At 45.5% G+C, this 21,331-nt stretch carries 17 protein-coding genes and 2 rRNA genes; 15 read left to right on the plus strand and 4 right to left on the minus strand.

The annotated features are described in order from the left end of the window. Window positions 1-115 precede the first annotated feature (115 nt). Both AMICO_RS01995 and rrf read left to right on the plus strand, forming a co-directional pair. Window positions 116-3,094: ribosomal RNA gene (locus AMICO_RS01995) — 23S ribosomal RNA — on the plus strand. 62 nt (window positions 3,095-3,156) lie between these two features. Continuing rightward, window positions 3,157-3,272: ribosomal RNA gene (rrf, locus tag AMICO_RS02000) — 5S ribosomal RNA — on the plus strand. 173 nt (window positions 3,273-3,445) lie between these two features. On the opposite strand, the gene AMICO_RS02005 is transcribed toward rrf, so the two are convergent. Continuing rightward, complete coding sequence (locus AMICO_RS02005; protein WP_013047804.1) at window positions 3,446-4,234, minus strand: SIR2 family NAD-dependent protein deacylase; 789 nt, start codon at window positions 4,232-4,234, stop codon at window positions 3,446-3,448. Between the two features lie 119 nt (window positions 4,235-4,353). Here AMICO_RS02005 and AMICO_RS02010 point away from each other — a divergent pair, with 119 nt between their 5' ends. The 8 genes from AMICO_RS02010 (at window position 4,354) to AMICO_RS02050 (ending at window position 14,180) form a co-directional block, all read left to right on the plus strand. Next, window positions 4,354-5,724, plus strand: a complete 1,371-nt coding sequence (locus AMICO_RS02010; protein WP_013047805.1) for a uracil-xanthine permease family protein — start codon at window positions 4,354-4,356, stop codon at window positions 5,722-5,724. Window positions 5,725-6,052: 328 nt separating this feature from the next. After that, window positions 6,053-7,333: an efflux RND transporter periplasmic adaptor subunit gene (locus AMICO_RS02020; protein ID WP_013047806.1), complete on the plus strand. Its 1,281-nt coding sequence runs from the start codon at window positions 6,053-6,055 to the stop codon at window positions 7,331-7,333. A gap of 9 nt (window positions 7,334-7,342) precedes the next feature. After that, window positions 7,343-10,387 (plus strand): efflux RND transporter permease subunit, encoded by a 3,045-nt coding sequence (locus AMICO_RS02025; protein ID WP_013047807.1) that lies wholly within the window; start codon window positions 7,343-7,345, stop codon window positions 10,385-10,387. A gap of 183 nt (window positions 10,388-10,570) precedes the next feature. Then, a complete protein-coding gene (locus AMICO_RS02030) occupies window positions 10,571-10,936 on the plus strand; it encodes a desulfoferrodoxin (RefSeq protein ID WP_013047808.1) in 366 nt (121 codons plus the stop codon). Window positions 10,937-10,939: 3 nt separating this feature from the next. Continuing rightward, the gene (locus AMICO_RS02035) at window positions 10,940-11,458 is read left to right on the plus strand and encodes a ferritin (RefSeq protein WP_013047809.1); all 519 of its coding nucleotides are present in this window, start codon (window positions 10,940-10,942) and stop codon (window positions 11,456-11,458) included. A gap of 97 nt (window positions 11,459-11,555) precedes the next feature. Then, entirely contained in the window at window positions 11,556-12,080 is a 525-nt protein-coding gene (locus AMICO_RS02040) for a flavin reductase family protein (protein WP_013047810.1), read from the plus strand. A gap of 41 nt (window positions 12,081-12,121) precedes the next feature. After that, window positions 12,122-13,330, plus strand: a complete 1,209-nt coding sequence (locus tag AMICO_RS02045; protein WP_013047811.1) for an FprA family A-type flavoprotein — start codon at window positions 12,122-12,124, stop codon at window positions 13,328-13,330. Next, a complete protein-coding gene (locus AMICO_RS02050) occupies window positions 13,311-14,180 on the plus strand; it encodes a TIGR02757 family protein (RefSeq protein WP_013047812.1) in 870 nt (289 codons plus the stop codon). Before AMICO_RS02045 ends, AMICO_RS02050 begins: the two co-directional genes overlap by 20 nt. Here the strand turns inward: AMICO_RS02050 and AMICO_RS02055 are convergent. Genes AMICO_RS02055 through AMICO_RS02065 form a run of 3 tightly spaced genes read right to left on the minus strand, consistent with a single transcriptional unit; the run spans window position 14,161 to window position 16,337 of the window. Beyond that, the gene (locus tag AMICO_RS02055; protein WP_244392421.1) at window positions 14,161-14,379 is read right to left on the minus strand and encodes a hypothetical protein; all 219 of its coding nucleotides are present in this window, start codon (window positions 14,377-14,379) and stop codon (window positions 14,161-14,163) included. The two genes, AMICO_RS02050 and AMICO_RS02055, sit on opposite strands and share 20 nt — an antisense overlap. Further along, complete coding sequence (locus AMICO_RS02060) at window positions 14,322-15,026, minus strand: asparaginase domain-containing protein (protein WP_052292783.1); 705 nt, start codon at window positions 15,024-15,026, stop codon at window positions 14,322-14,324. Before AMICO_RS02060 ends, AMICO_RS02055 begins: the two co-directional genes overlap by 58 nt. 24 nt (window positions 15,027-15,050) lie before the next feature. After that, complete coding sequence (locus AMICO_RS02065; protein ID WP_013047813.1) at window positions 15,051-16,337, minus strand: MFS transporter; 1,287 nt, start codon at window positions 16,335-16,337, stop codon at window positions 15,051-15,053. Window positions 16,338-16,465: 128 nt separating this feature from the next. Here AMICO_RS02065 and AMICO_RS02070 point away from each other — a divergent pair, with 128 nt between their 5' ends. The 5 genes from AMICO_RS02070 to AMICO_RS02090 all read left to right on the plus strand — a co-directional run bounded on the left by AMICO_RS02070 (window position 16,466) and on the right by AMICO_RS02090 (window position 21,313). Further along, entirely contained in the window at window positions 16,466-16,972 is a 507-nt protein-coding gene (locus tag AMICO_RS02070) for a deoxycytidylate deaminase (protein WP_013047814.1), read from the plus strand. 22 nt (window positions 16,973-16,994) lie between these two features. Continuing rightward, window positions 16,995-17,570, plus strand: coding sequence for an HDIG domain-containing metalloprotein (locus AMICO_RS02075; protein ID WP_013047815.1), 576 nt, complete (start codon window positions 16,995-16,997; stop codon window positions 17,568-17,570). A 91-nt stretch (window positions 17,571-17,661) separates the two neighbouring features. Continuing rightward, window positions 17,662-18,297, plus strand: a complete 636-nt coding sequence (locus AMICO_RS02080; protein WP_013047816.1) for a response regulator transcription factor — start codon at window positions 17,662-17,664, stop codon at window positions 18,295-18,297. Continuing rightward, the gene (locus AMICO_RS02085) at window positions 18,294-19,706 is read left to right on the plus strand and encodes a sensor histidine kinase (protein ID WP_013047817.1); all 1,413 of its coding nucleotides are present in this window, start codon (window positions 18,294-18,296) and stop codon (window positions 19,704-19,706) included. Before AMICO_RS02080 ends, AMICO_RS02085 begins: the two co-directional genes overlap by 4 nt. Continuing rightward, window positions 19,703-21,313 carry an MBL fold metallo-hydrolase RNA specificity domain-containing protein gene (locus AMICO_RS02090; RefSeq protein WP_013047818.1) on the plus strand — a complete coding sequence of 537 codons (1,611 nt, stop codon included), beginning with the start codon at window positions 19,703-19,705 and terminating at the stop codon, window positions 21,311-21,313. Before AMICO_RS02085 ends, AMICO_RS02090 begins: the two co-directional genes overlap by 4 nt. The last annotated feature ends 18 nt before the right edge of the window (window positions 21,314-21,331 follow it).

Here is a 21,331-nt window from a genome sequence, read left to right on the forward strand (position 1 = left end):
AGACAAAGGCGCCTTATATGAGGAGCCGTAAGATTGGCAGAAATTTTCGTCTTGCCTGTTTCGCTTTTGCACCTTGACATAGGAATAGAGGGAAGTAATCGAGGGAAAGTAAGTAGAATAAGGTATAAAGGGCATACGGTGAATGCCTTGGCACCAGCAGCCGACGAAGGACGTGGCAAGCTGCGAAAAGCTGCGGATAGGCGCAAGCGGCCTTTGACCCGCAGATGTCCGAATGGGGCAACCTGCCTGGAGGAATCCAGGCGTCCATAAGTGGATGGAACCCGGCGAAGTGAAACATCTCAGTAGCCGGAGGAAGAGAAATCGAAGAGATTCCCTGAGTAGTGGTGAGCGAAAGGGGAATAGCCTAAACCGATGGCATGTAAGGCTGCGGTCGTTGTGTTGTCGGGGTTGTGGGAATCCTCATGTCAGCCCGCAGGCTGACGTTGGAGTTACAAAGTTGTTATCTAGCCGAACTGTGTTGGGAAAGCAGGCCATAGAAGGTGATAGCCCAGTAGGCGACAGGTAACGACCTCTGAGAGGATCTCCCGAGTAGGCCGGAGCACGTGGAATTCCGGTTGAATCAGGGTGGACCATCATCCAAGGCTAAATACTGCTGGTGACCGATAGAGAATCAGTACCGAGAGGGAAAGGTGAAAAGCACCCCTGGCGGGGAGTGAAATAGACCTGAACCCGTGTGCCTACAAGCAATCGGAGCGCGAGTGGCAGCGATGTTATGAGCGTGACGGTGTGCCTTTTGTAAAATGAGCCGACGAGTTATTAGACGTAGCGAGGTTAAGGTGCGTTAGCACTGTAGCCGTAGGGAAACCGAGTCTTAATAGGGCGTTAGTTTCGTTTAATAGACCCGAAGCCGTACGATCTATCCATGGCCAGGTTGAAGTCCGGGTGAAGCCGGATGGAGGACCGAACCAGTATCTGTTGAAAAAGATTTGGATGAGCTGTGGATCGGAGTGAAAAGCTAATCGAGTGCGGTGATAGCTGGTTCTCCCCGATATGCATTGAGGTGCAGCCTTGCGAGTTCAGATATGGGGGTAGAGCTCTGGATGGATGCGGGGGACTGGGGTCCTACCAAATTCAACCAAACTTCGAATACCATATCTGTATTGCGGGAGTGAGACTACGGGTGAGAAGGTCCGTGGTCGTGAGGGAAACAGCCCAGACCGTCAGCTAAGGTCCCTAAGTGTATGCTAAGTGTGGCAAGGATGTGAGAGTGCCTGGACAGCCAGGAGGTTGGCTTAGAAGCAGCCACCCTTTAAAGAGTGCGTAACAGCTCACTGGTCGAGGACTTTTGCGCCGAAAATGTAGGGGGCTAAGCATACTGCCGAAGCTGCGGGATATGTGCGAATGAGTATATATCGGTAGGGGAGCGTTCCATACGGGGTGAAGCCGAACCGCGAGGTCGCGTGGACTGTATGGAAGTGAGAATGTCGGCATGAGTAACGCGAAGTGCGTGAGAAACGTACTCACCGAAAGCCCAAGGTTTCCTGGGGAAGGTTCATCCTCCCAGGGTTAGGCGGGACCTAAGACGAGGCTGAAGAGCGTAGTCGATGGACAGCAGGTAGACATTCCTGCCCCGGCCTATGCCGTTATAACTGAAGGGGTGACACAGAAAGCTAGGTGCTCCGGGTGATGGAATACCCGGTCCAAGGATGTAGGAAGGCGCTTCAGGCAAATCCGAGGCGCTATTTCTGAGGTCTGATGGGGAGATCCCACGGGATCGAAGTCATTGAAGCTCGGCTGTCGAGAAAAGCCTCTAGGGAGGTATAGGCTGCCCGTACCCGAAACCGACGCAGGTGGGCTAGCTGAGAAGGCTCAGGTGAGCGGGAAAACCCTCGTTAAGGAACTCTGCAAGTTGACCCCGTAACCTAGGGAGAAGGGGTGCCACTCTGGTGAAGTGTAAATCATATGGAGCTAAGGGTGGTCGCAGAAACCAGGCTCAGGCGACTGTTTACTAAAAACACAGGTCTCTGCATAAGGCGTAAGCCGAAGTATAGGGACTGACACCTGCCCGGTGCTGGAAGGTTAAATGGAGAGGTTAGCGCAAGCGACGCTTTGAAATGAAGCCCCAGTAAACGGCGGCCGTAACTATAACGGTCCTAAGGTAGCGAAATTCCTTGTCGGGTAAGTTCCGACCTGCACGAATGGTGTAACGATCTGAGCACTGTCTCAACGAGGGACCCGGTGAAATTGTGGTACTGGTAAAGACGCCAGTTACCTGTGGTGGGACGGAAAGACCCCGTGGAGCTTTACTGTAGCCTGATATTGGATTTTGGTCTGTCATGTACAGGATAGGTGGGAGGCATAGAACGCAGGGCGTCAGCTTTGCGGGAGCCGCTGTTGGGATACCACCCTTGACATGCTGAAGTTCTAACTGTTTAGTCTGAATCGGCTGGCAGGACAGTGTCAGGTGGGCAGTTTGACTGGGGCGGTCGCCTCCTAAAGAGTAACGGAGGCGCGCAAAGGTCACCTCAGGGCGTATGGAAACCGCCCATAGAGAGCGCAAAGGTATAAGGTGGCTTGACTGTGAGAGAGACGTTTCGAACAGGAACGAAAGTTGGTCTTAGTGATCCGGCGGTACCGAGTGGAAGGGCCGTCGCTCAACGGATAAAAGCTACCCCGGGGATAACAGGCTGATCCTGCCCGAGAGTTCCTATCGACGGCAGGGTTTGGCACCTCGATGTCGGCTCGTCGCATCCTGGGGCTGAAGCAGGTCCCAAGGGTTGGTCTGTTCGCCCATTAAAGCGGTACGTGAGCTGGGTTTAGAACGTCGTGAGACAGTTCGGTCCCTATCCACCATAGGCGTAGGGTATTTGAGGAGATCTGCTTCTAGTACGAGAGGACCGAAGTGGACGAACCTCTGGTGTACCGGTTGTAGCGCCCGCTGCATAAGCCGGGTAGCTATGTTCGGGTCGGATAACCGCTGAAGGCATCTAAGCGGGAAGCCGCCTCCAAGATGAGATACCCCATTCCGATAGGGAAGTAAGGCGTCCTGAAGATGACAGGATTGATAGGCCGGAAGTGTACGAGCTGAGAGGCTTTGAGCTGACCGGTACTAATACGCCGAGGCCTTATTCTCATTTTCCCTTGAATTTCTTCCCTCATTTCTGTGTTGTTGTGCGAAAGAGTAGATTTGAGATCTCTGGTGGTCACAGCGGAGGGGCCACACCCGGTTCCATGCCGAACCCGGACGTTAAGCCCTCCAGCGCCCATGGTACTGCAGAGGCTATCTGTGGGAGAGTAGGTCGCCGCCAGGGATCTTTTTTTATGCCTTCAAAACACCTTAAAACACTCCAAATCGCCTTCGAAAACCCCGGATATTCAATAAATTCCATAAAGACAACGCAAAAATCAGACCTGATCACTCTTCCGAAAACCAAGGGGGTAAATGAACACTAAAATAGTAGTATGACCCAACGTTAATGGCAACTCATTTTCTCTTAGGATTGCCTTCTATATTTGACAATTCCACTTCTAGAGCGTTAAAAAATTCATCGATATCGTATTTCCCATGGATAAAAATCCTTCCAGGGCTCAGATAGTCGTGAGATATCTCTCCTTTGTTGATCACAACTATCTTTCCTGAACACATAGATGGGAGATAAGCTGCTGGAGTTACCGTCAGGGACGACCCCACGACAAAAAGAATGTCTGCATTTTTTATGAGGGTCTGACATTCATTGAGATACTTTACATTTTCACCAAAGAAAACGACATCAGGCTTAATAACACCTTTACAGATATCACAAAGAGGGACCTTTTCTTTAAGAACCTTGTGGAAAGAAGTTTTATAATCATATTCTTGACCGCATCGGGTGCAGAAGCTTTGCCACATGCTGCCATGAATTTCAAATACTTTTTCCGAACCTGCTTTTTGATGCAGAGCATCGATGTTTTGTGTAATAATCCCCTTAAGCAGCCCACCCTTTTCCATGTTAGAAAAAAAATAATGGGAAAATGTGGGTTGTATCTCATTAATAGTCTTTAGAAACTCTCGGTGGAATTCATAAAAGAATGACGGATTTTGATAAAAATAATCAATATCGAAAATAAGTTCAGGATCAGTTTTCATTTTTTTTCTATAAATGCCATTTGGGCCTCTAAAGTCAGGGATGCCCGCATTTGTTGACATACCAGCTCCGCTTAAAAGGACCACTTTTCGAGAAGAGAGTAAAACCTCTGCACAACGTTTAACATCAAACATAAAATCTTTATCCATAAGACCACCTCCGTGTGTTTTTATTATATCTTAAAAAAACTTGCAAGTTAATGAAAATTTTATGCAACCGATTGCCCTTTTTGATACAATGTCGCCAGTATAAAAATGGAGGTGTTACGATGGCTAGCAAAAACCTGATTTACGGGGTGGATGACAAACCTCCATTCCCGATTATGGTGTTAGCAGGATTTCAACACGTTTTAACGTTATTTGGCGCTACTACTCTTGTCCCTCTTATTTTTGGCCCAGCCATGGGGATGACGACGGCAGAGATTGGCTTTTTTATTTCTTGCGTTTATTTAGCTATGGGTATTGCCACCCTTATTCAGACCCACCCCAGGTTGGGATCAGGTCTTCCCATTGTTCAAGGTTCCAGTTTCAGTTTTATCCCTCCAATTATGACTATTATTGCAGCTTATGGCGCAGCGGGCCCTGCCGCGGTAATGCAGCATGTAGGAGGTGCCCTTATCGCAGGAGGGATTCTTCTTTCGATCATCGGTTATAGTAGAATAGTAGGGGTTATTAGAAAAGTCATTACCCCTATAGTTATAGGCCCCACGATCATGGCGATCGGGTTTTCTTTGGCTCCAGTTGCCATTCAGGGTAATGCGGCCAATTATTGGCCCATTTCATTGATTGTTGTTGTGTGTGTATTCTTTTTCAGTCTTATGAGTAAAAATAAATATTTCAACATATTTGCTATCCTTGCCTCTATAAGCATTGCTTATCTAGCAGCCTTAGCAGGTTCTCTTCTAGGCTTTTTCCCAAGCGAACATCCTGCTTTTATAAATCTAGCCAGTGTGGCGGATGCTCCCTGGTTCCGTTTCACTGGTATTATGCCATGGGGTTTGCCAAAGTTTGATATCCTTTCCTTTGGGGCCATAATTGCTGGGTTCTTTGCCGTAATGATTGAATCCATTGGAGATTATCACTCTTGCTCCTATGTGGCGGGGTTGCCAGATCCCGCACCAGCCACCATTAATAGAGGGATTGGAGCGGAAGGGCTCAACTGTGCGATCGCTGGGGCGCTTGGAGCTGTAGCCACCACATCCTACACAGAGAATATTGGACTTATAGGACTTACAGGTGTGGCTTCTCGATGGGTAGTTCGCACAGGCGCCATTCTCCTTATCCTTATGAGCTTTGTAGGAAAGATTGGTGCCCTCATCGCAACGATTCCAAGTCCTGTTATTGGCGGTGCTTATATTGCCCTTTTTGGCATTATCGGAGCTCTTGGTATCCAGATTCTTCTTCGGGCGGACATGACTAGCCAACGGAACGTTCTCATTGTAGGTTTTGCCTTTCTTATGGCTCTAGGTCTCCCTGGGTGGGTGGAAGCTCAAAAAGATGCATTCTTTTCTATTGGTATTATAGGTCAGGTTCTCTGGGCCATTATGAAAACGCCCATGGCTGTCGCAGGTATTTGTGCGGCATTTTGGGATAATGTTATCCCAGGAACATTAAAAGAGCGGGGACTTTCAGCGCAGTAGCAATCTTTTGAAACGCTGCTCTTACAAAAAATTGTTTACATGTTAAAAAAGCCCAACCTGAAAAAAAGGTTGGGCTTTTGCGTTATAAAGAAAGCAAAAATAATTTTAATCACAAAAGAATGGGATCGTATCGAGAAGGAAGAAGATTGGGTGATTTTTTGTTTTTGTATACCCTATTTTTTGAAGATTTATTTTAAAATAAAAGAGTATAAATTTCTTGTTTTTTAAAATTAACAGAATGGAATTACAAAACGAATATACGAGGTTGCGTTACTGGTGGTTGACCCTGTTATAAATTAATACGATGAGAAGATAGAGGTGAGAGATAATGAGATTTAAAAGACTATGGGGCGTGGCTGCCATCCTTATTGTTGTTGGAGGTTTTTTCCTTTTATCGAATAGAAAAGAGGAACAAAAAGAGAAGGTTGTGGAAAAAATCGCTCGTCCTGTAAAATATATAACCCTTTCTGCCCCAGACGTTGTTTTACGACGCGTATTTCCAGGTAAAGTCCTTGCCTCAAAGACAGCAGATCTCTCTTTTAGAGTGTCAGGTCCTCTTATTGAGTTACCAGTGAAGAAAGGTGAACCTATAAATAAGGGCGATCTTGTTGCCCAAATAGATCCTCGAGATTTCAAAGTTCAATTGATGAATGCTCAGAGCGCCCTGAATAATGCTAAAGCACAGCTGTCTGCTATGAGAGCTGGAGCAAGAAGAGAAGAAATTTCGGCTTTATCTTCTCAAGTTGCTTCGGCGAAAGCCAAATTGGCAGAGGCAGAAGCAGATTATAAAAGGATGGAACGCTTATTTAAGGAAGGAGTTGTTGCTCAAGTAGATTTAGAGCGGTCAAAAACAACCTATGAGGTGGCGAAAGGGGAAGTGAATGCTGCTAGTCAGGAACTTCAGAAGGCAAAAAGTGGTGCTAGGGCTGAAGACATTGCGGCGATGGAAGCTACTATACAGGGGTTAGAATCTCAAGTTCAAGCTGCTCAAAGTGCCTTGGATGATACAGAACTCAAAGCTCCTTTTAAAGGTATTATTGCTGCTCGATATGTGGACAATTTTCAAAGCGTGCAAAAGGACCAACCGATTGTAAGTTTACAAAATCTGGAAGAGGTTGAAATAGTGATCTCTATTCCAGAACAGGATATTATGAAATTTCGTTTAAATACTTCTTTAGGAGTATCTTCGTCTTTTGAGGCAGCACCCAACACTCAATACTCTCTTGTCTTTAAGGAGATATCTACAGAAGCCGACCCACAAACACAGACGTATGCAGTTACATTCACGATGCCTTACCCGAAGGACATAGTTGTTTTGCCAGGTATGACTGCGAATGTTGAATTTACTGGGCAAAACGGGGCCCATGAGGTTAAAGGATTTGCAGTCCCTTCTATAGCCGTTGTTCCAGGAGAGGGAACAACGCATTTCCTTTGGATTATCAATGAAGAAACCATGACGGTTCATAAGGTGGAAGTATATATTCATTCGTATCAAGGCGATATGGTCATTGTTGGTGGGAATATTACAGTTGGAAATCGTGTCGTTACGGCTGGAGTGAATTATTTAGCCGAAGGGGATCCAGTAACGTTCCTTTCTCCTAACGAGTAGAGGCCTATTATGAATATTGCAGAATATTCAATTCAAAAGAGATACGTGACGTGGTTTTTTACAGTTTTTTTGATTATAGGTGGAGTTTTTGCCTATAAAGGATTAGGAAAACTGGAAGATCCTGCCTTTACTATTAAGACCGCAGTAGTTACCACTGCTTATCCAGGAGCTACGCCAAAAGAAGTGGAGGAAGAGGTAACGGAAGTTATAGAACGGGCTGCTCAACAGATGGGACAAGTGGATAAGGTCCGGTCTCTTTCTCAGGAAGGCGTTTCTCTTGTGTATGTAGATATTAAAGATACGTATACAGCAAAAGATTTGCCTCAAATATGGGACGAGTTACGACGGAAAATAAATGATGTTCAAGAGCATTTGCCACCAGGAACAAGTCGTTCTTTAGTTAACGATGACTACGGAGATGTATATGGAGTTTATTTTGCCCTTACTGGCGAAGGATATTCTTACAGAGAACTTGAAGATTTTGCCGATTATCTGCGTAGGGAGTTGCTCCTTGTTCCTGGGGTTGCAAGTGTTGAAGTGACAGGCATACAAAAAGAGGCTATTTATGTAGAAATTTCCAGAACGAAACTTAGTCAGCTCGGTATCTCTATGGGAGAACTTTTTCAAGTTCTCAAAGCTCAGAATTTCGTGGTTCCATCGGGGAAAGTGAGAGCGGGGGCAGAGTATATTCGCATAACTCCAACTGGGGAGTTTTCTTCTGTCGAACAAGTAGGGGCGTTACTTCTTGCATCTTCCTCGAGGGTGCTGATCCGTTTAGATGACATAGCTACAGTTACTCGTAATTATATAGAGCCGACACGGGCAATTATGCGTTATAACGGAAGTCCTGCTGTTGGAATCGGTATCTCCAACGTAGAAGGTGGCAACGTTATTGCTATGGGAGAAGCCATAAAGAAGCGGCTCAAGGAACTAGAGCCGCAGACTCCTATCGGCATGAATTTAGGGCTTATTTACTACCAGTCGGATACAGTTCAAAAGGCAATTAATAACTTTTTATTAAATCTTCTGGAAGCTCTGAGTATAGTTATTGCCATATTACTTATATTTATGGGTTTCCGCAGTGGGATGCTTATTGGCGGGGTATTGTTGCTTACAATTTTTGCCACTTTTATCGCAATGAAACTTGTGAGGATAGATCTTCATAGTATTTCTCTTGGAGCATTGATTGTAGCTTTGGGAATGCTAGTGGACAACGCCATCGTTGTTGCTGATGGCCTTCTTGTGCGGATACAAAGTGGTGAGGATAGAATATCTTCTGCCGTGGGTGTTGTGACTCAAACTCAATGGCCTTTGTTGGGAGCTACTTTTATTGCTGTTATAGCTTTTGCTCCTATTGGCCTGTCCCCAGATAGCACAGGGGAGTTTTGCCAAAGCCTTTTTCAGGTGGTGGGGATTTCCTTGATTATAAGTTGGGTGCTTGCCGTTACCGTTACTCCTGTAGCCGGTGTGCGTTTTTTAAAAACTTCAGCAAAAGCAGAAATTCCCTACGATACAAAACTTTATAGGGTGTATAGAAGATTTCTCAAGGCGTGTATTCGTAAGAGAAAGGTAACAATATTGGTTATGGTTTGTTTGCTTGGTTCTGCTCTCATAGGCTTTACGTTTGTGGATCAATCTTTTTTCCCAAGCTCCTCAAGCCCCCTTTTTACAGTGGAATTTTGGCGTCCTCGGGGTGCTTATATAGAAGAGACCCAGAGAGAGGTAGAAAAAGTTGAAGCTTTTATTTTGAAACAGCCAGAGACAGTTTCTGTAGCAAGCTACGTGGGACAGGGAGCCCTTCGTTTTATTCTCACCTATACGCCAAGTGATTCTTCTGATAGTTATGGACACTTGATAGTGGAAGCTAAGGATTTGAAATCAGCAGAGTCTTTACGTCGTAAACTGGGAAATTTCATGAATATAGAAATGCCAGATATCGACCCCAGGGTTCGTTCCTTTAGTAAAGGAACAGGGGGAGGTGCAAAAATACAGGCGAGGTTTACGGGGGACGATCCTCGTGTTTTACGACGTCTAGGAGAAGAAGCTTTTTATATGATGAGGAACGCCCCCGATTCGATGAACATCCGGAGCGACTGGGGAGAAAGGGTCAAGGTTATTCGTCCCGTACTTGATGAGGTGCGAACCCGACAAGCTGGTTTAACACGGCAAGATGTAGCATCGGCCCTTGAGATGTCCTTTTCGGGTATACAAGCAGGCTTATACAGAGAGAGGGATAAACTCCTCCCTATTATAGCTAGATTGCCTAAAGCGGATAGGGCGAGACTGGGGGCACTTCCAGAAGTAGAAGTGTGGAGCCCCCTTATGAGAAAATATATAGCCTTAACTCAGATTACAAAAAGCATTGATACCATAGCTGAAGACCCCGTTATTTATAGGCGAAATCGTATGAGGACTTTTTCTGTAGAGTGTGATTCCCGTTCTGGGAAAACAGGTCTTTTATTTGCTCGTATAAAGCCCGAACTGGAAAATATTTCTCTTCCTTTAGGATATAGCCTCAGTAGGGGAGGCGAGTATGAAAGTTCTCAAAAAGCTCAAGGTGGACTTGTGGGGATGATTCCTATTGCTTTTTTAGCCATGGTCGCTATATTAGTTGTTCTTTTTAACGGGTTTAAACAACCCATTATGATCCTTCTTTGTCTCCCCTTGTCCATTATTGGTGTAACGGCGGGATTACTTCTTTTTCATAAATCTTTTGACTTTATGGCTCTCCTGGGATTCTTGAGCCTTGCTGGCATGCTCATAAAAAATGCCATTGTGCTTATTGATCAGATCGATCTCGAAATACGGGAAGGAAAAGAGGGCTTTTCAGCTATAGTGGATTCGGCTATGAGTCGTGCTCGTCCTGTTCTTATGGCAGCTATTACCACGGTTTTAGGTATGATCCCTCTTTATTTTGATATTCTCTTTTCTGCTCTGGCAGTTACTATTATGTTTGGCTTGGCTTTTGCCACGGTTTTGACGTTAATTATCGTACCAGTTCTTTACTCTGTTTTTTTAAAAATTCCTGTTTTTAAAGACGAAAATGTTAGGTAGATCTGTCTTTCTGAATTTGACAAATATACCCATATTCCGTATATTATTAATGAATACATTAAGTTTAGCGACTCGGTAGGATATAGCTGTGATAATAATGTTATAATCAAAGAGAATTCTACTGAAAAGGTATACAGTTTTTACTATCTCAAACACAAAAATCATACAAGAGGAGGAATGACGATGACGAAGAGGTTAGAAGTATATAAGTGTGATTTATGTGGCAATGTTGTGGAAGTGCTTCATGCCGGAGCAGGACAACTTGTTTGCTGCAATCAGCCTATGAAACTTTTAGAGGAACAGACGGCCGATGCTTCGACGGAGAAACATGTGCCAGTTATTGAAGGATCAAAAGTTAAGGTAGGAAGTGTTCCCCATCCTATGAAACCTGAGCATTACATTGAATGGATAGAAGTTATTTCAGGGGATAAAATTTACCGTCAATTCTTGAATCCAGGAGATGCTCCTGAAGCTGAATTTCATGAAATTACGCCAGAATTAAGCAGAGAATATTGCAATATACACGGACTATGGAAGGCAGGGAAGTAGACTATGATATCAAAGAAAATGCAGGACGCTATTAACGATCAGATCAATGCAGAGCTCTATTCAGGTTATTTATATTTAGCAATGGCAGCTTATTTTGAGGAGCAGAACCTCATGGGGATGGCCAATTGGATGCATGTGCAGGCCTTTGAAGAGCAGACCCATGCCATGAAATTCTACCACTATGTTGTTGAGCGTGGGGGAAGAGTTAAGCTTCAGGCTATTGCAGAACCTCCTTTTGAGTGGAAATCCCCCATGGATGTTTTTAAGGGAGCATTGGATCACGAGCGTTATGTAACAAGACGTATTAATGACCTTGTTGACTTGGCTATTGAAGAGAGAGACCACGCCAGCCAGATTTTTCTTCAGTGGTATGTTACGGAACAGGTTGAAGAGGAAGCTCATGCCGAAGAGATCATTCATAAGCTGGAGTTTGTCTCTGATTCGAAACATGGCCTCTATATGCTTGATAAAGAGTTGGGAGCTCGGGGGCAGACACCGTTCTCTACTGAATCAGAAGACTAATTTATCGTTAACCTTATAGATAAGAGATATCGAAGCGAAGGGGCAGGGGCAGAAGGTGCTCATGCCCCTTTATTATAAAAAGGGAAGGGGAAATACAATGAATAGTATTGATCCCAGAGCTCTTTTCTCTTTAAGTTACGGAGTATATATATTAAGTACGGAATTTGAGGGTAAGAAAAACGGACAGATTATAAATGCTTTGATACAGGTGACAAGTGATCCAATTTGCATAGCGGCATGTCTTCACAAAGATAATTACACTACAGAATTGGTTGAGAAAAGCCGTCGCTTTTCAGTTTCTGTATTAGAAGAGAGTGTGCCCCTGAAATTTATAGGCATATTTGGTTTTCATTGCGGCCGTGATTTTGATAAGTTTAATGCCTGCTCTTATATCACAGGTTCCACAGGACTTCCGGTGGTTACTGACTTTACTCTTGCTTCTGTAGAAGCCAAAGTCCTTTCAGTCATAGATGTATATACCCACAAACTTTTTATTGCTCAAGTTGAGGCCGCTAAAGCCTTGAAGGAAGGAAAACCTTTGCTCTATGCAGATTATCACTCTATTAAAAAAGGGAAATCGCCGGAGAAAGCTCCTTCATCCATTTTTAATGTGCTAAAATAAAGCTCTTTACATGAGGCATAGAACGGGAGGTTGAAATAGGAATGATACCGCTTGAGATCAAACCGGGTGTATTCTGGACAGGGGTTCTGGATTGGACGTTGAGAGATTTTCATGGGTACTCTACAGAAAAAGGTTCCACTTACAATGCTTATATTGTGAAAGGTTGTGATAAAGTAGCTCTTTTCGATACAGTTAAGACTACTCATTACGAAGAATTTATCGAAAGAATCGAGGAAGTAACGAATCTGGAGGAAATAGATTATATTATTGTAAGCCATGCAGAGATGGATCATTCTGGTAGTCTTCCTATGGTTGTGGATAGAGTCAGGCCTGAGAAGATATTTCTTTCAAAACCCTGTAAAGACGCTCTCATAGAACATTTTGGAGACATTGTAAAAAGCTGGCCGTTACATGTAGTTGCTACAGGGGATGAGATTTCCCTTGGGGGTAAGACAGTTTCTTTTATAGAAGCTAGGATGCTTCATTGGCCAGATAGCATGTTTTCATATATAAAGGAAGACCGCCTGCTTATTTCCAACGATGGATTTGGACAGCATTATTCTACGAGTGCGCGTTTTGATGATGAAGCAGAGTGGGGAGAGCTTATGGATCAAACCGCCAAGTACTATGCAAACATTTTACTCCCCTATTCTTCTCTTATGCTTAAAAAACTTGATGAAATAGCAGGCATGAACATAGAAATAGACATGATTGCCCCAGATCACGGCATTATATGGAGGAGTCGCGTCCCTGAAGTTCTTTCTGCCTATAGGAGATGGGCAGAAGGACTTTGTAAGGATAAGGCAGTGGTGGCGTATGATACCATGTGGCATAGCACAGAGACAATGGCCCGATATGTTGCTGAGGGACTTATGAATAAAGGAATTGAAACAGTAGTGATGGATTTACGGGTAGTACATCACAGTGATGTGATGACTGAAATACTGGAAGGGAGAGGCCTGGTGCTCGGATCCCCCACCCTGAACACAGGGTTTTTGCCTCGCATGGCTGATCTCATCTGTTATGCGAAGGGGTTGCGCCCTATAAATAAAGTAGGGGCAGCCTTCGGGTCCTATGGTTGGGCTGGTGAATCGGTTAGGCTGTTAAATCAGGAGCTGGAAGCAATGAAGATCAAGATCGCCCATCCGGGGATAAAAGTAAAATATGTACCTCGAAAAGAGGATCTCAAAGAATGTTACGCTATGGGAGAAGCTATAGCAGAAAAAATCTATGAAACAAACAAAATATAAAACGGTAGCGCCTGCATTCGGGGGACCTTTTTCCCCCGAATGCTACAGACAGGTTTTGGAAGAAATTTATATAACCTATACCCGTCCAGATCTGATTCACCCTGATCCTGTGGAATTTCCTCGCCGCTATTCTGACAAGGTAGACAGGGAGATAGCGGCTCTCATTGCTTCTTCCCTTGCCTATGGACGGGTGCAGCAGATTCATCGCAGTGTCGAGCGCGTTTTATCACCAATGGAGCATGCCCCTGGTTCCTTTCTTCTTTCAGCTTCGCAAGATGCGCTAGAAGAGCTTTATTATGATTTCAGACACCGTTTTACTTCTGGAAGAGAGCTCATTTCTTTTCTCAAGGGCGTGAAAAGACTCCTTATACGTTTTGGTTCTCTTGAAGAGTGTCTTGCCCACTGTATTGCTGCACAGAATGAGAGGAATGTTTTTAAGGGGATAACAGCCTTCGCCGAAAACCTAAAAGAAGCGGCTGGAGGGGCAAGTTCTCTCCTTGCTTCCCCAGCTGACGGAAGTGCCTGTAAACGTTTTTTCCTGTTTCTTAAATGGATGGTACGTCATGATAGCGTTGATCCCGGAGGCTGGACAGTCCTTTTACCCAAAGACATCTGCGTTCCGGTAGATACCCATATGCATAAAATAGGCAGATCTCTCAATTTCACCATACGGAAGCAGGCTGACCTAAAAACTGTAATGGAAATCACCCGTGCCTTTCAGATCATATCACCCCTTGATCCGGCTCGGTACGATTTTGCCTTGACTCGTTTTGGAATCCGCGCAGAGCTAGAGATTTCCGACCTCATCAAACGATGTTCAGACGGTGTTTCTATTCACCACCAAGGGTGATCTCATCACAGATATTGGTATGGAGCCATTCCGGGATCTCATAGGGTTTTAGGTGGGGGAGTAACACCATAAGTTTTGTAATAATGGCTTCACGGGTCATATCTTTTCCAGAAATCACTCCCATTTTGAGGGTTTTTCTTCCTACTTCGTATACATTAAGATCCACACCTCCATATACACACTGTGTTGCGATGACCACAGGTATGCCCTTGTTCTGAGATAGTTTGAGAGGCGGCAACAAACTTTCCCCAAGGTAGGGGACGAGCCTGGCTTGGGTGTATGGGTTAAAAAAACCCTTCCCTGTTCGATATATCCGAGATGGGGGTAATTAATACTTGAAAATGCCGTATAGTCGCGGCTCAATATTTTTTGAGAGCGGGGGCCGTGGATCAGCTGGTTTCCAAAAGAAATGGCAACGCCTTTTTTCTTTTCCTCAGACAAGGCACGTGCAAAAAGAAACGATGTATAGATGTTATCTGCGGCATCAGTTCCAGATACTGTTATTGGCTGCATTGAACCTGTAAGGATCACCGGTTTTGTAAAACTTGGAAGCATAAATGAAAGGGCAGAAGATGTATAGGCCATAGTATCGGTGCCGTGAAGAATAATAAATCCGTCATACTGCTTTTCCTGTTCGAGAAGGAACATAGCGATGCGTTTCCAGTCGAGAGGGGACATATTCGAGCTGTCCTTTGAAAGGAGGTCGTGAACATCTACCTTCCCAAATTCTTGTAGAGCAGGTATGTACCTTAACAGCTGATTTCCGGTCAAAACAGGCGCAAGTCCTTCTTCGCCCTGCTCTGAAGCGATGGTACCACCAGTTGAAATTACAAGAAAACGGTTCAAAACCAGCACCACCTTTCTCTGAATTTATTGTAGGGAGTTTTGCTGTGATACATTTTTGATCCCCCGGTGGACGTCAACTTTTATAAGAAGTAGCCCTCCGACAATAAAAGTAGTTGCGACGACAGCTACACCCATACGGCTTGATCCTGTGATGTGTGTGATAAGGCCAAAAATAGCTGGTCCTATAACCCCAGCGAACTTGCTTGAGATGTCATAGAAACCGAAAAACTCCGCGCTTCGAGATGGAGGAAGCAAGCTTGCGTACAGGCTTCTGCTCATTGCTTGCGTTCCCCCTTGTACCGTTCCGACGGCAAAGGCTAGAATCCAGAAATGCCAGGCCTGGGATAAGAAGAAAGCTCCAAAAGAGATGGCAGTATAACCGGCAAGTCCCATTAGAATTGTTTTTTTACTTCCGATTCGGGCCGCAAGCCGTCCAAAGAAAAGGGAGAATGGAACGCCAACAAATTGGGTTAAAAGAAGGGCTCCTACTAGATGAGCCATTGATATGCCAACATTTGCCCCATATATAGCAGCCATTCTTATCATGGTCCCAACCCCGTCATTGTAGAACCAGAAGGCAACGAGGAACCTGAATAAATCTTGGTACTGACGTATTTCAGAGAAGGTTTCCCGTAGTCGTAAAATAGCCTCTCCAGCAATACTTTTACGCCGTCTGACAAGAAGGGTCTTTGCAGGAGGCTCAGGTATAAAGATGAGGATGGGAAGAGAGAACGCTCCCCACCAGAGAGCTACAGATAGAAAAGACAGTCTTGGGCCGAGGGTTCCTGGGAGTAACCAGATCATCGCCAGGTTGATGGCAAGGAGCACCCCTCCACCTAGATATCCAAATGCATACCCTTGTGAAGAGACCATGTCCACCTGATCAAGGGGGACAATGTGGGGCAGAAGAGAATCGTAAAAGATCATAGAGGCAGAGAATCCTATAGTTCCAAGGGCCATTAATACGAGGGCAGATTGCCAATGGCCGTAATCCACAAAAAAAAGACCGGCAGAAGCCAGGACACCCAAGAGAGTGAAGATGGTAAGCATCATTTTTTTCTTTCTGACCATGTCGCCTATGGCGCCAAGAAAAGGAGCAGCCACAGCGCAGCAGAGAAGAGCAGATGCGGAAGTGTAGCCCCAAAAGGCAGTGGGAAGACTCCCTTTCAGAAAAGGAGCGGCTATTTCTCTGAAATAGACGGGGAGCACTGCTGCCATAATAGTTGTTGCAAAAGCTGAATTGCCTACATCGTACAGGCACCATGAGGCTACTTTTCGATCTCTTGGGATGATCAGCCTGAATTTTTCCACAATGTCCCACCTCTGATCGCAATATAACAATATAATTGATAGTACCATAGGGTAAGGTGGCAGTGGTGAGATCTATTGAATGATATAATGTCGATTAATTGAAAACTTAAAACATTATGGAGGCCATAATGACATTCATTCGTCCCGATTGGGATTCATACTTTATGATGATAGCTGCGGTAGCGGCTACGAGGGGAACATGTTTGCGACGAAAAGTAGGCGCAGTCATAGTAAGAGACTTACAGATTATAAGTACGGGATATAATGGAGCGCCCAAGGGCCTGCCCCATTGTTCTGAAGTTGGGTGTCTACGGGACAAGCTAGGCATTCCCTCAGGTGAACGGCATGAAATCTGCCGTGGGTCCCATGCGGAAATAAACGCAATCGCCCAGGCCGCGGCTGTAGGAACCCGCACAGAAGGAGCGGTGCTCTATTGTACCCATGAGCCATGTTCCTTCTGTACAAAAGCTATTATTAATGCAGGCATACGGCGGATAGTATTTGTTTATCCCTATCCTGATGCTCTGGCCTCAGAAATGCGCTCTCAGGCATCTTTAGAAGTATGTCAGCTTTCAGAAAAAGTGTTTCAGGAGATGGATCTGGCTCTCAAAGCCTTCTTACAACAAAGAGGCTAAAACGCTGAGGAGGGAAGGAAATATGAAGTTTACTCGGGAACAGGCATTGGCACATTTGAGAGAATACAACAAAGATGAATCCCATATTAAACATGCTTTGGCTGTAGAGGCTGCCATGAAGTATTTTGCAAGACAGTCTCAAGAAGATGAAGAGAAATGGGGCATTGTTGGTCTTCTTCACGACATTGACTGGGAACACACAGAACAGGCCCCAGAGAAGCACACCCATCTTGCTGCCTTGTGGCTTAAGGAAAAGGGATATGCTGATGATATCATTCGTGCCGTGCAGGCCCACGGATGGGGGTTGACGTCTGATGTGGAGCCCCACACCCTTATGGAAAAAACACTTTTTGCCGTAGATGAATTGACGGGGCTTATTATAGCGGCAGCCCTAGTCCGTCCATCAAAATCCCTTCAGGATTTGCAGGTAAAATCAGTAAAGAAGAAGTGGAAGGATAAGGCCTTTGCAAGAGGGGTGGATCGCGATGTCATTCAAAAAGGTGTTGATATGCTCGATATGAGTCTTGATGAAATGATCGATGGGGTTCTTGAGGCCCTTCGCCCAATAGAGGAGGAGTTGGGTCTCGGTATAGAATAGCGTAGTGAGAGTTCAGTCACTTCGCGGATTGTCAAATAAGGTCGATTCGCTATGATAGGAGCGATACAATTAAGACCTTGGAGGGAAAAGCATGACGATACGTGTAGTATTGGCGGATGATCATCCCCTTACCAGAGCTGGTCTCTCAGCTTATCTTCAGCAAGAAAATTCCATAGAGCTTGTTGGTGAGGCAGAAGATGGCGAAAAGGCATGGGAGCTTATTGTTGATCTCAAACCTGATGTAGCTCTGCTTGATATTCGGATGCCCGGAGAAGACGGTGTTTCTATCGCCCGGCGTATAAAAGAAGAGAAACTTCCTGTAATTCCGGTGATGCTTACATCCTATGATGCTCACCAGTATGTTGTAGCGTCTCTTCGCGCGGGAGCTAGAGGCTTTATACTGAAAACGTCTACTCCCCAGGATCTGATTAGAGCTATCCAGACCGTAGTGCAAGGTGGGCTCTACCTTGATTCGGAAGTGGCAACAGTTGTAGGAGATCGGGAACTTGTGCCTGAATCTCTCTCTGCACGGGAAAGGGAGGTCCTTGTATTGGCATCAAAAGGACTTTCGAGCAAAGAGGTGGCAGCGGAACTTTTTATCAGCGAAAGAACGGTGCAAACCCATCTTGCTTCTATTTACGATAAACTGGGAGCAAGAAATAAAACGGAAGCCTTGCTTCTAGCGTTGAAGTATGGTGTGGTCACTCTTGAGGAATTACTGGAATGAGGCGACACCTGCTATTAGTTCTTGTTTTAGCTGTAACACTCCCCACCATGGCAGTCCTTATCGTTTCAAGTTTTGCCATGATCCATCAGGAGTGGGCGATGGAAGCTGTGACGCGATCATATGTGGAGGATCTGGCGGAAAATGTAGCATCATGGCTTAACCTGGATACGCCTATGTGGGGGGGCGACTCTTTTGCCTCTCTAATAAAAAAATTAAGGGTCTTTTCGTGGGGGCCGTCATTACCTGGATGGGTGGCAGTGGTGACTGCTGATGGAAAGATCCTTATGGCCTCTCCAGGTGTAAGCAACCTTGCGGCTATCTGGGATCCTCGCATCCCAATAGGGAAGGCCGTGGAAGTCAGAGATCGCAAGGGGGATAGGTACACCATAGCAGTCTACCCCCTGGATGGAGGCAATCATCTTGTTATTGCCGCGGTGGCATGGCGCCAGCTCATTGGCCCCATGCTCAGATTTGGCCATATCTGGCCTGTTCTGATAGTGCTGATGACTCTTACGAGCCTTATCGCCGTATGGGCAATGTGGCGTTGGCTCATTCTTCCTCTTAAAAAAATGGTGACGGAGGTTGATATCCTGGCCTGGGGTAAGGAATTGCCCGAGGCCGATGATCCCCAGGCAGTTTTTGAACTTGGTCGGCTTCGCAGGGCCCTTTACCGGTTGGCAAAAACAGCTATCGAGCGTGACGATCTTCGAAACCGTTATGTCCACGATGTGGTGAGTGTGCAGGAAGAAGAGAAAAAACGGATTGCTCGAGACATCCACGATGGGCCGCTGCAGGATATTACCGCCATGATTCAGCAGATGCGTCTTTTCAATATGAATCATCATTGCCCTCCTAAAGAGAGCAGGCATTTAAAATTGGCAGAAGAAGCGGCTCAGATAGCAGTGAGAGATCTACGAGAACTATGCGATGAGCTTTCTCCTCCATGGCTTGATCTTGGCCTTGAACATGCACTTACCGAGCTAGCTGATAGACTGGCAAGGCATAATGGTATAGAAATAACGGTAGAAGTGGAAGAGCAGCTTTTTATGCCTTCAGAAGTGGTCTTAGCTTTTTTTAGAATCTTTCAGGAGGCAGTTTCCAATGCGGTCCGTCATGGCAAAGCCACAGAAGTCCATGGGGATGTATCTCTTATAGATTCTTCTACGGTGTCGTTTGAAATACGAGATAATGGAAAAGGATTCGAGCCTTACAAGAGCTACGAGGAACTTCGTATACAGGGTCATAGGGGGCTTGCCAACATTATGGAACGTCTCACCACCCTTCACGGGGAGTTTGAAGTCAAATCCGCCCCAGGAAAAGGTGCAGTACTACGATGTCTTGTCCCCATACCAAAAGATAATGAGGAAAACCAGGAAGGGAGGCAGCCCCGTTCAGGGCGCACTAAATGAGATTAAAAGTACTCGGAGCAGCAGGAGAAGTAACGGGTTCCAATTATCTGATCGAATGCGGCACAAGCCGCATCCTGGTTGATTGTGGCATATATCAGGGGAAGGGGGACGACGAAAAGAATAGGGCGCAATTTGACTTTGTTCCATCGAGCCTTAATGCTGTGGTACTTACCCATGCTCACATGGATCATTCGGGACGAGTTCCTCTCCTAGTACAACAGGGATTTAAAGGTAAGGTCTGGGCAACCCTTCCCACAGTAGAATTGGTTAATGTTCTCTGGCAGGACTCTGTCCGATTAATGAAAGAAGAAGCGGAATGGAAGACAAGAAAGAATGAAAGAAAAGGCTTGCCCCCGGTGGAACCCCTCTATAGGGAAGAAGATGCTCAAAAAGCAGCCCAGCTTCTTACCGCGGCAACCTATGACGATAAAATAGAGGTGGCGCCAGGTATTTCCGTGCGTTTTCGAGATGCAGGACACATTTTGGGAAGTGCTATTATAGAAATTTGGGCCCAGGAAGACGGTAAAGAAGTAAAAATAGTTTTCAGTGGAGATCTAGGTCCTCAGGAAACTGTTATGGAGCGCAATCCCGCTATTATTTCCAGGGCTGACTACGTGGTGATCGAGTCTACCTATGGAGACCGCCTTCATAAGTCAAACAAGGAAACTCGTGAAGAATTCAGACAAGTAATAGCCCATGCTCTAAAATCCAGGGCTAAAGTTATGATCCCCACGTTTGTCGTTGACAGGGCACAACGTCTACTGTATGAACTGATGCTTTTACAGAAGGACGGGATATTGAGAAACAACATTCCCATTTTCTTTGACTCTCCTATGGGTGTTAAAGCGACAGAAATTTATAACAAGCATCTCAGTCTGTTCTCCAGGGAAATACAGCAGCATGTTAAAGAAGGGTACGATCCCTTTACGCCTGAACAGCTTCACTATGTAGAAAGTGTTGCTGATTCCCGCCGCATCAATGATATTAAGCACGCTATCGTTATGGCGGGAAGCGGCATGTGCAACGGAGGACGTATTGTGCACCATCTGAAGCATGGAGTGTGGGATCCGAGCAACAGAATCATCTTTGTAGGATATCAGGCTAAAGGAACATTGGGACGCCGCATGGTGGATGGCGAGAAAACCCTTCGAATCGCGGGGGAAGAAGTTACAGTCAATGCCCAGCTTCATACTATTAATGGGTTTTCTGCCCACGGAGACAGAGACGACCTTTTAACCTGGGCGGACAACTTTGAAACAGACCCTGTCTTTTTTGTCACCCATGGCGAACCTAAGTCATCTCAAGCCCTGGCTCTTGCTTTGCAGAAGAAAAACCATAGGGCCGTTGTACCTATTGCGGGGGAAGAGTTTGAACTGACTCCACAAAAAGATATTACAACGTCGGTCATTGCTCCTGTCTATCTGGAGAAGAGAGGCTACGAAGAACTGAATACCCTACTCTCTAATATTTCAGGCCTGGCAGCCTCTATTCGTACCAAAACTGATAGTGTAGAGAATCCGGATCTTCTCGTTCCTCTTTTGGAGTCAACCATTATCCTATTGGAAACGGCGAGTCAGAAGGCCGGAGTTGTTGAAGAAAAAGAATGATACTGTTTGTTCGTCTGG

The organism is Aminobacterium colombiense DSM 12261 (assembly GCF_000025885.1).
Taxonomy (GTDB): domain Bacteria; phylum Synergistota; class Synergistia; order Synergistales; family Aminobacteriaceae; genus Aminobacterium; species Aminobacterium colombiense.

Excerpts from the sequence above, each read along its gene's own strand:
- AMICO_RS02005 (WP_013047804.1), bottom strand. The coding sequence starts at position 4,234 with ATGGATAAAGATTTTATGTTTGATGTTAAACGTTGTGCAGAGGTTTTA.
- AMICO_RS02010 (WP_013047805.1), top strand. The coding sequence starts at position 4,354 with ATGGCTAGCAAAAACCTGATTTACGGGGTGGATGACAAACCTCCATTC.
- AMICO_RS02020 (WP_013047806.1), top strand. The coding sequence starts at position 6,053 with ATGAGATTTAAAAGACTATGGGGCGTGGCTGCCATCCTTATTGTTGTT.
- AMICO_RS02025 (WP_013047807.1), top strand. The coding sequence starts at position 7,343 with ATGAATATTGCAGAATATTCAATTCAAAAGAGATACGTGACGTGGTTT.
- AMICO_RS02030 (WP_013047808.1), top strand. The coding sequence starts at position 10,571 with ATGACGAAGAGGTTAGAAGTATATAAGTGTGATTTATGTGGCAATGTT.
- AMICO_RS02035 (WP_013047809.1), top strand. The coding sequence starts at position 10,940 with ATGATATCAAAGAAAATGCAGGACGCTATTAACGATCAGATCAATGCA.
- AMICO_RS02040 (WP_013047810.1), top strand. The coding sequence starts at position 11,556 with ATGAATAGTATTGATCCCAGAGCTCTTTTCTCTTTAAGTTACGGAGTA.
- AMICO_RS02045 (WP_013047811.1), top strand. The coding sequence starts at position 12,122 with ATGATACCGCTTGAGATCAAACCGGGTGTATTCTGGACAGGGGTTCTG.
- AMICO_RS02050 (WP_013047812.1), top strand. The coding sequence starts at position 13,311 with ATGAAACAAACAAAATATAAAACGGTAGCGCCTGCATTCGGGGGACCT.
- AMICO_RS02070 (WP_013047814.1), top strand. The coding sequence starts at position 16,466 with ATGACATTCATTCGTCCCGATTGGGATTCATACTTTATGATGATAGCT.
- AMICO_RS02075 (WP_013047815.1), top strand. The coding sequence starts at position 16,995 with ATGAAGTTTACTCGGGAACAGGCATTGGCACATTTGAGAGAATACAAC.
- AMICO_RS02080 (WP_013047816.1), top strand. The coding sequence starts at position 17,662 with ATGACGATACGTGTAGTATTGGCGGATGATCATCCCCTTACCAGAGCT.
- AMICO_RS02085 (WP_013047817.1), top strand. The coding sequence starts at position 18,294 with ATGAGGCGACACCTGCTATTAGTTCTTGTTTTAGCTGTAACACTCCCC.
- AMICO_RS02090 (WP_013047818.1), top strand. The coding sequence starts at position 19,703 with ATGAGATTAAAAGTACTCGGAGCAGCAGGAGAAGTAACGGGTTCCAAT.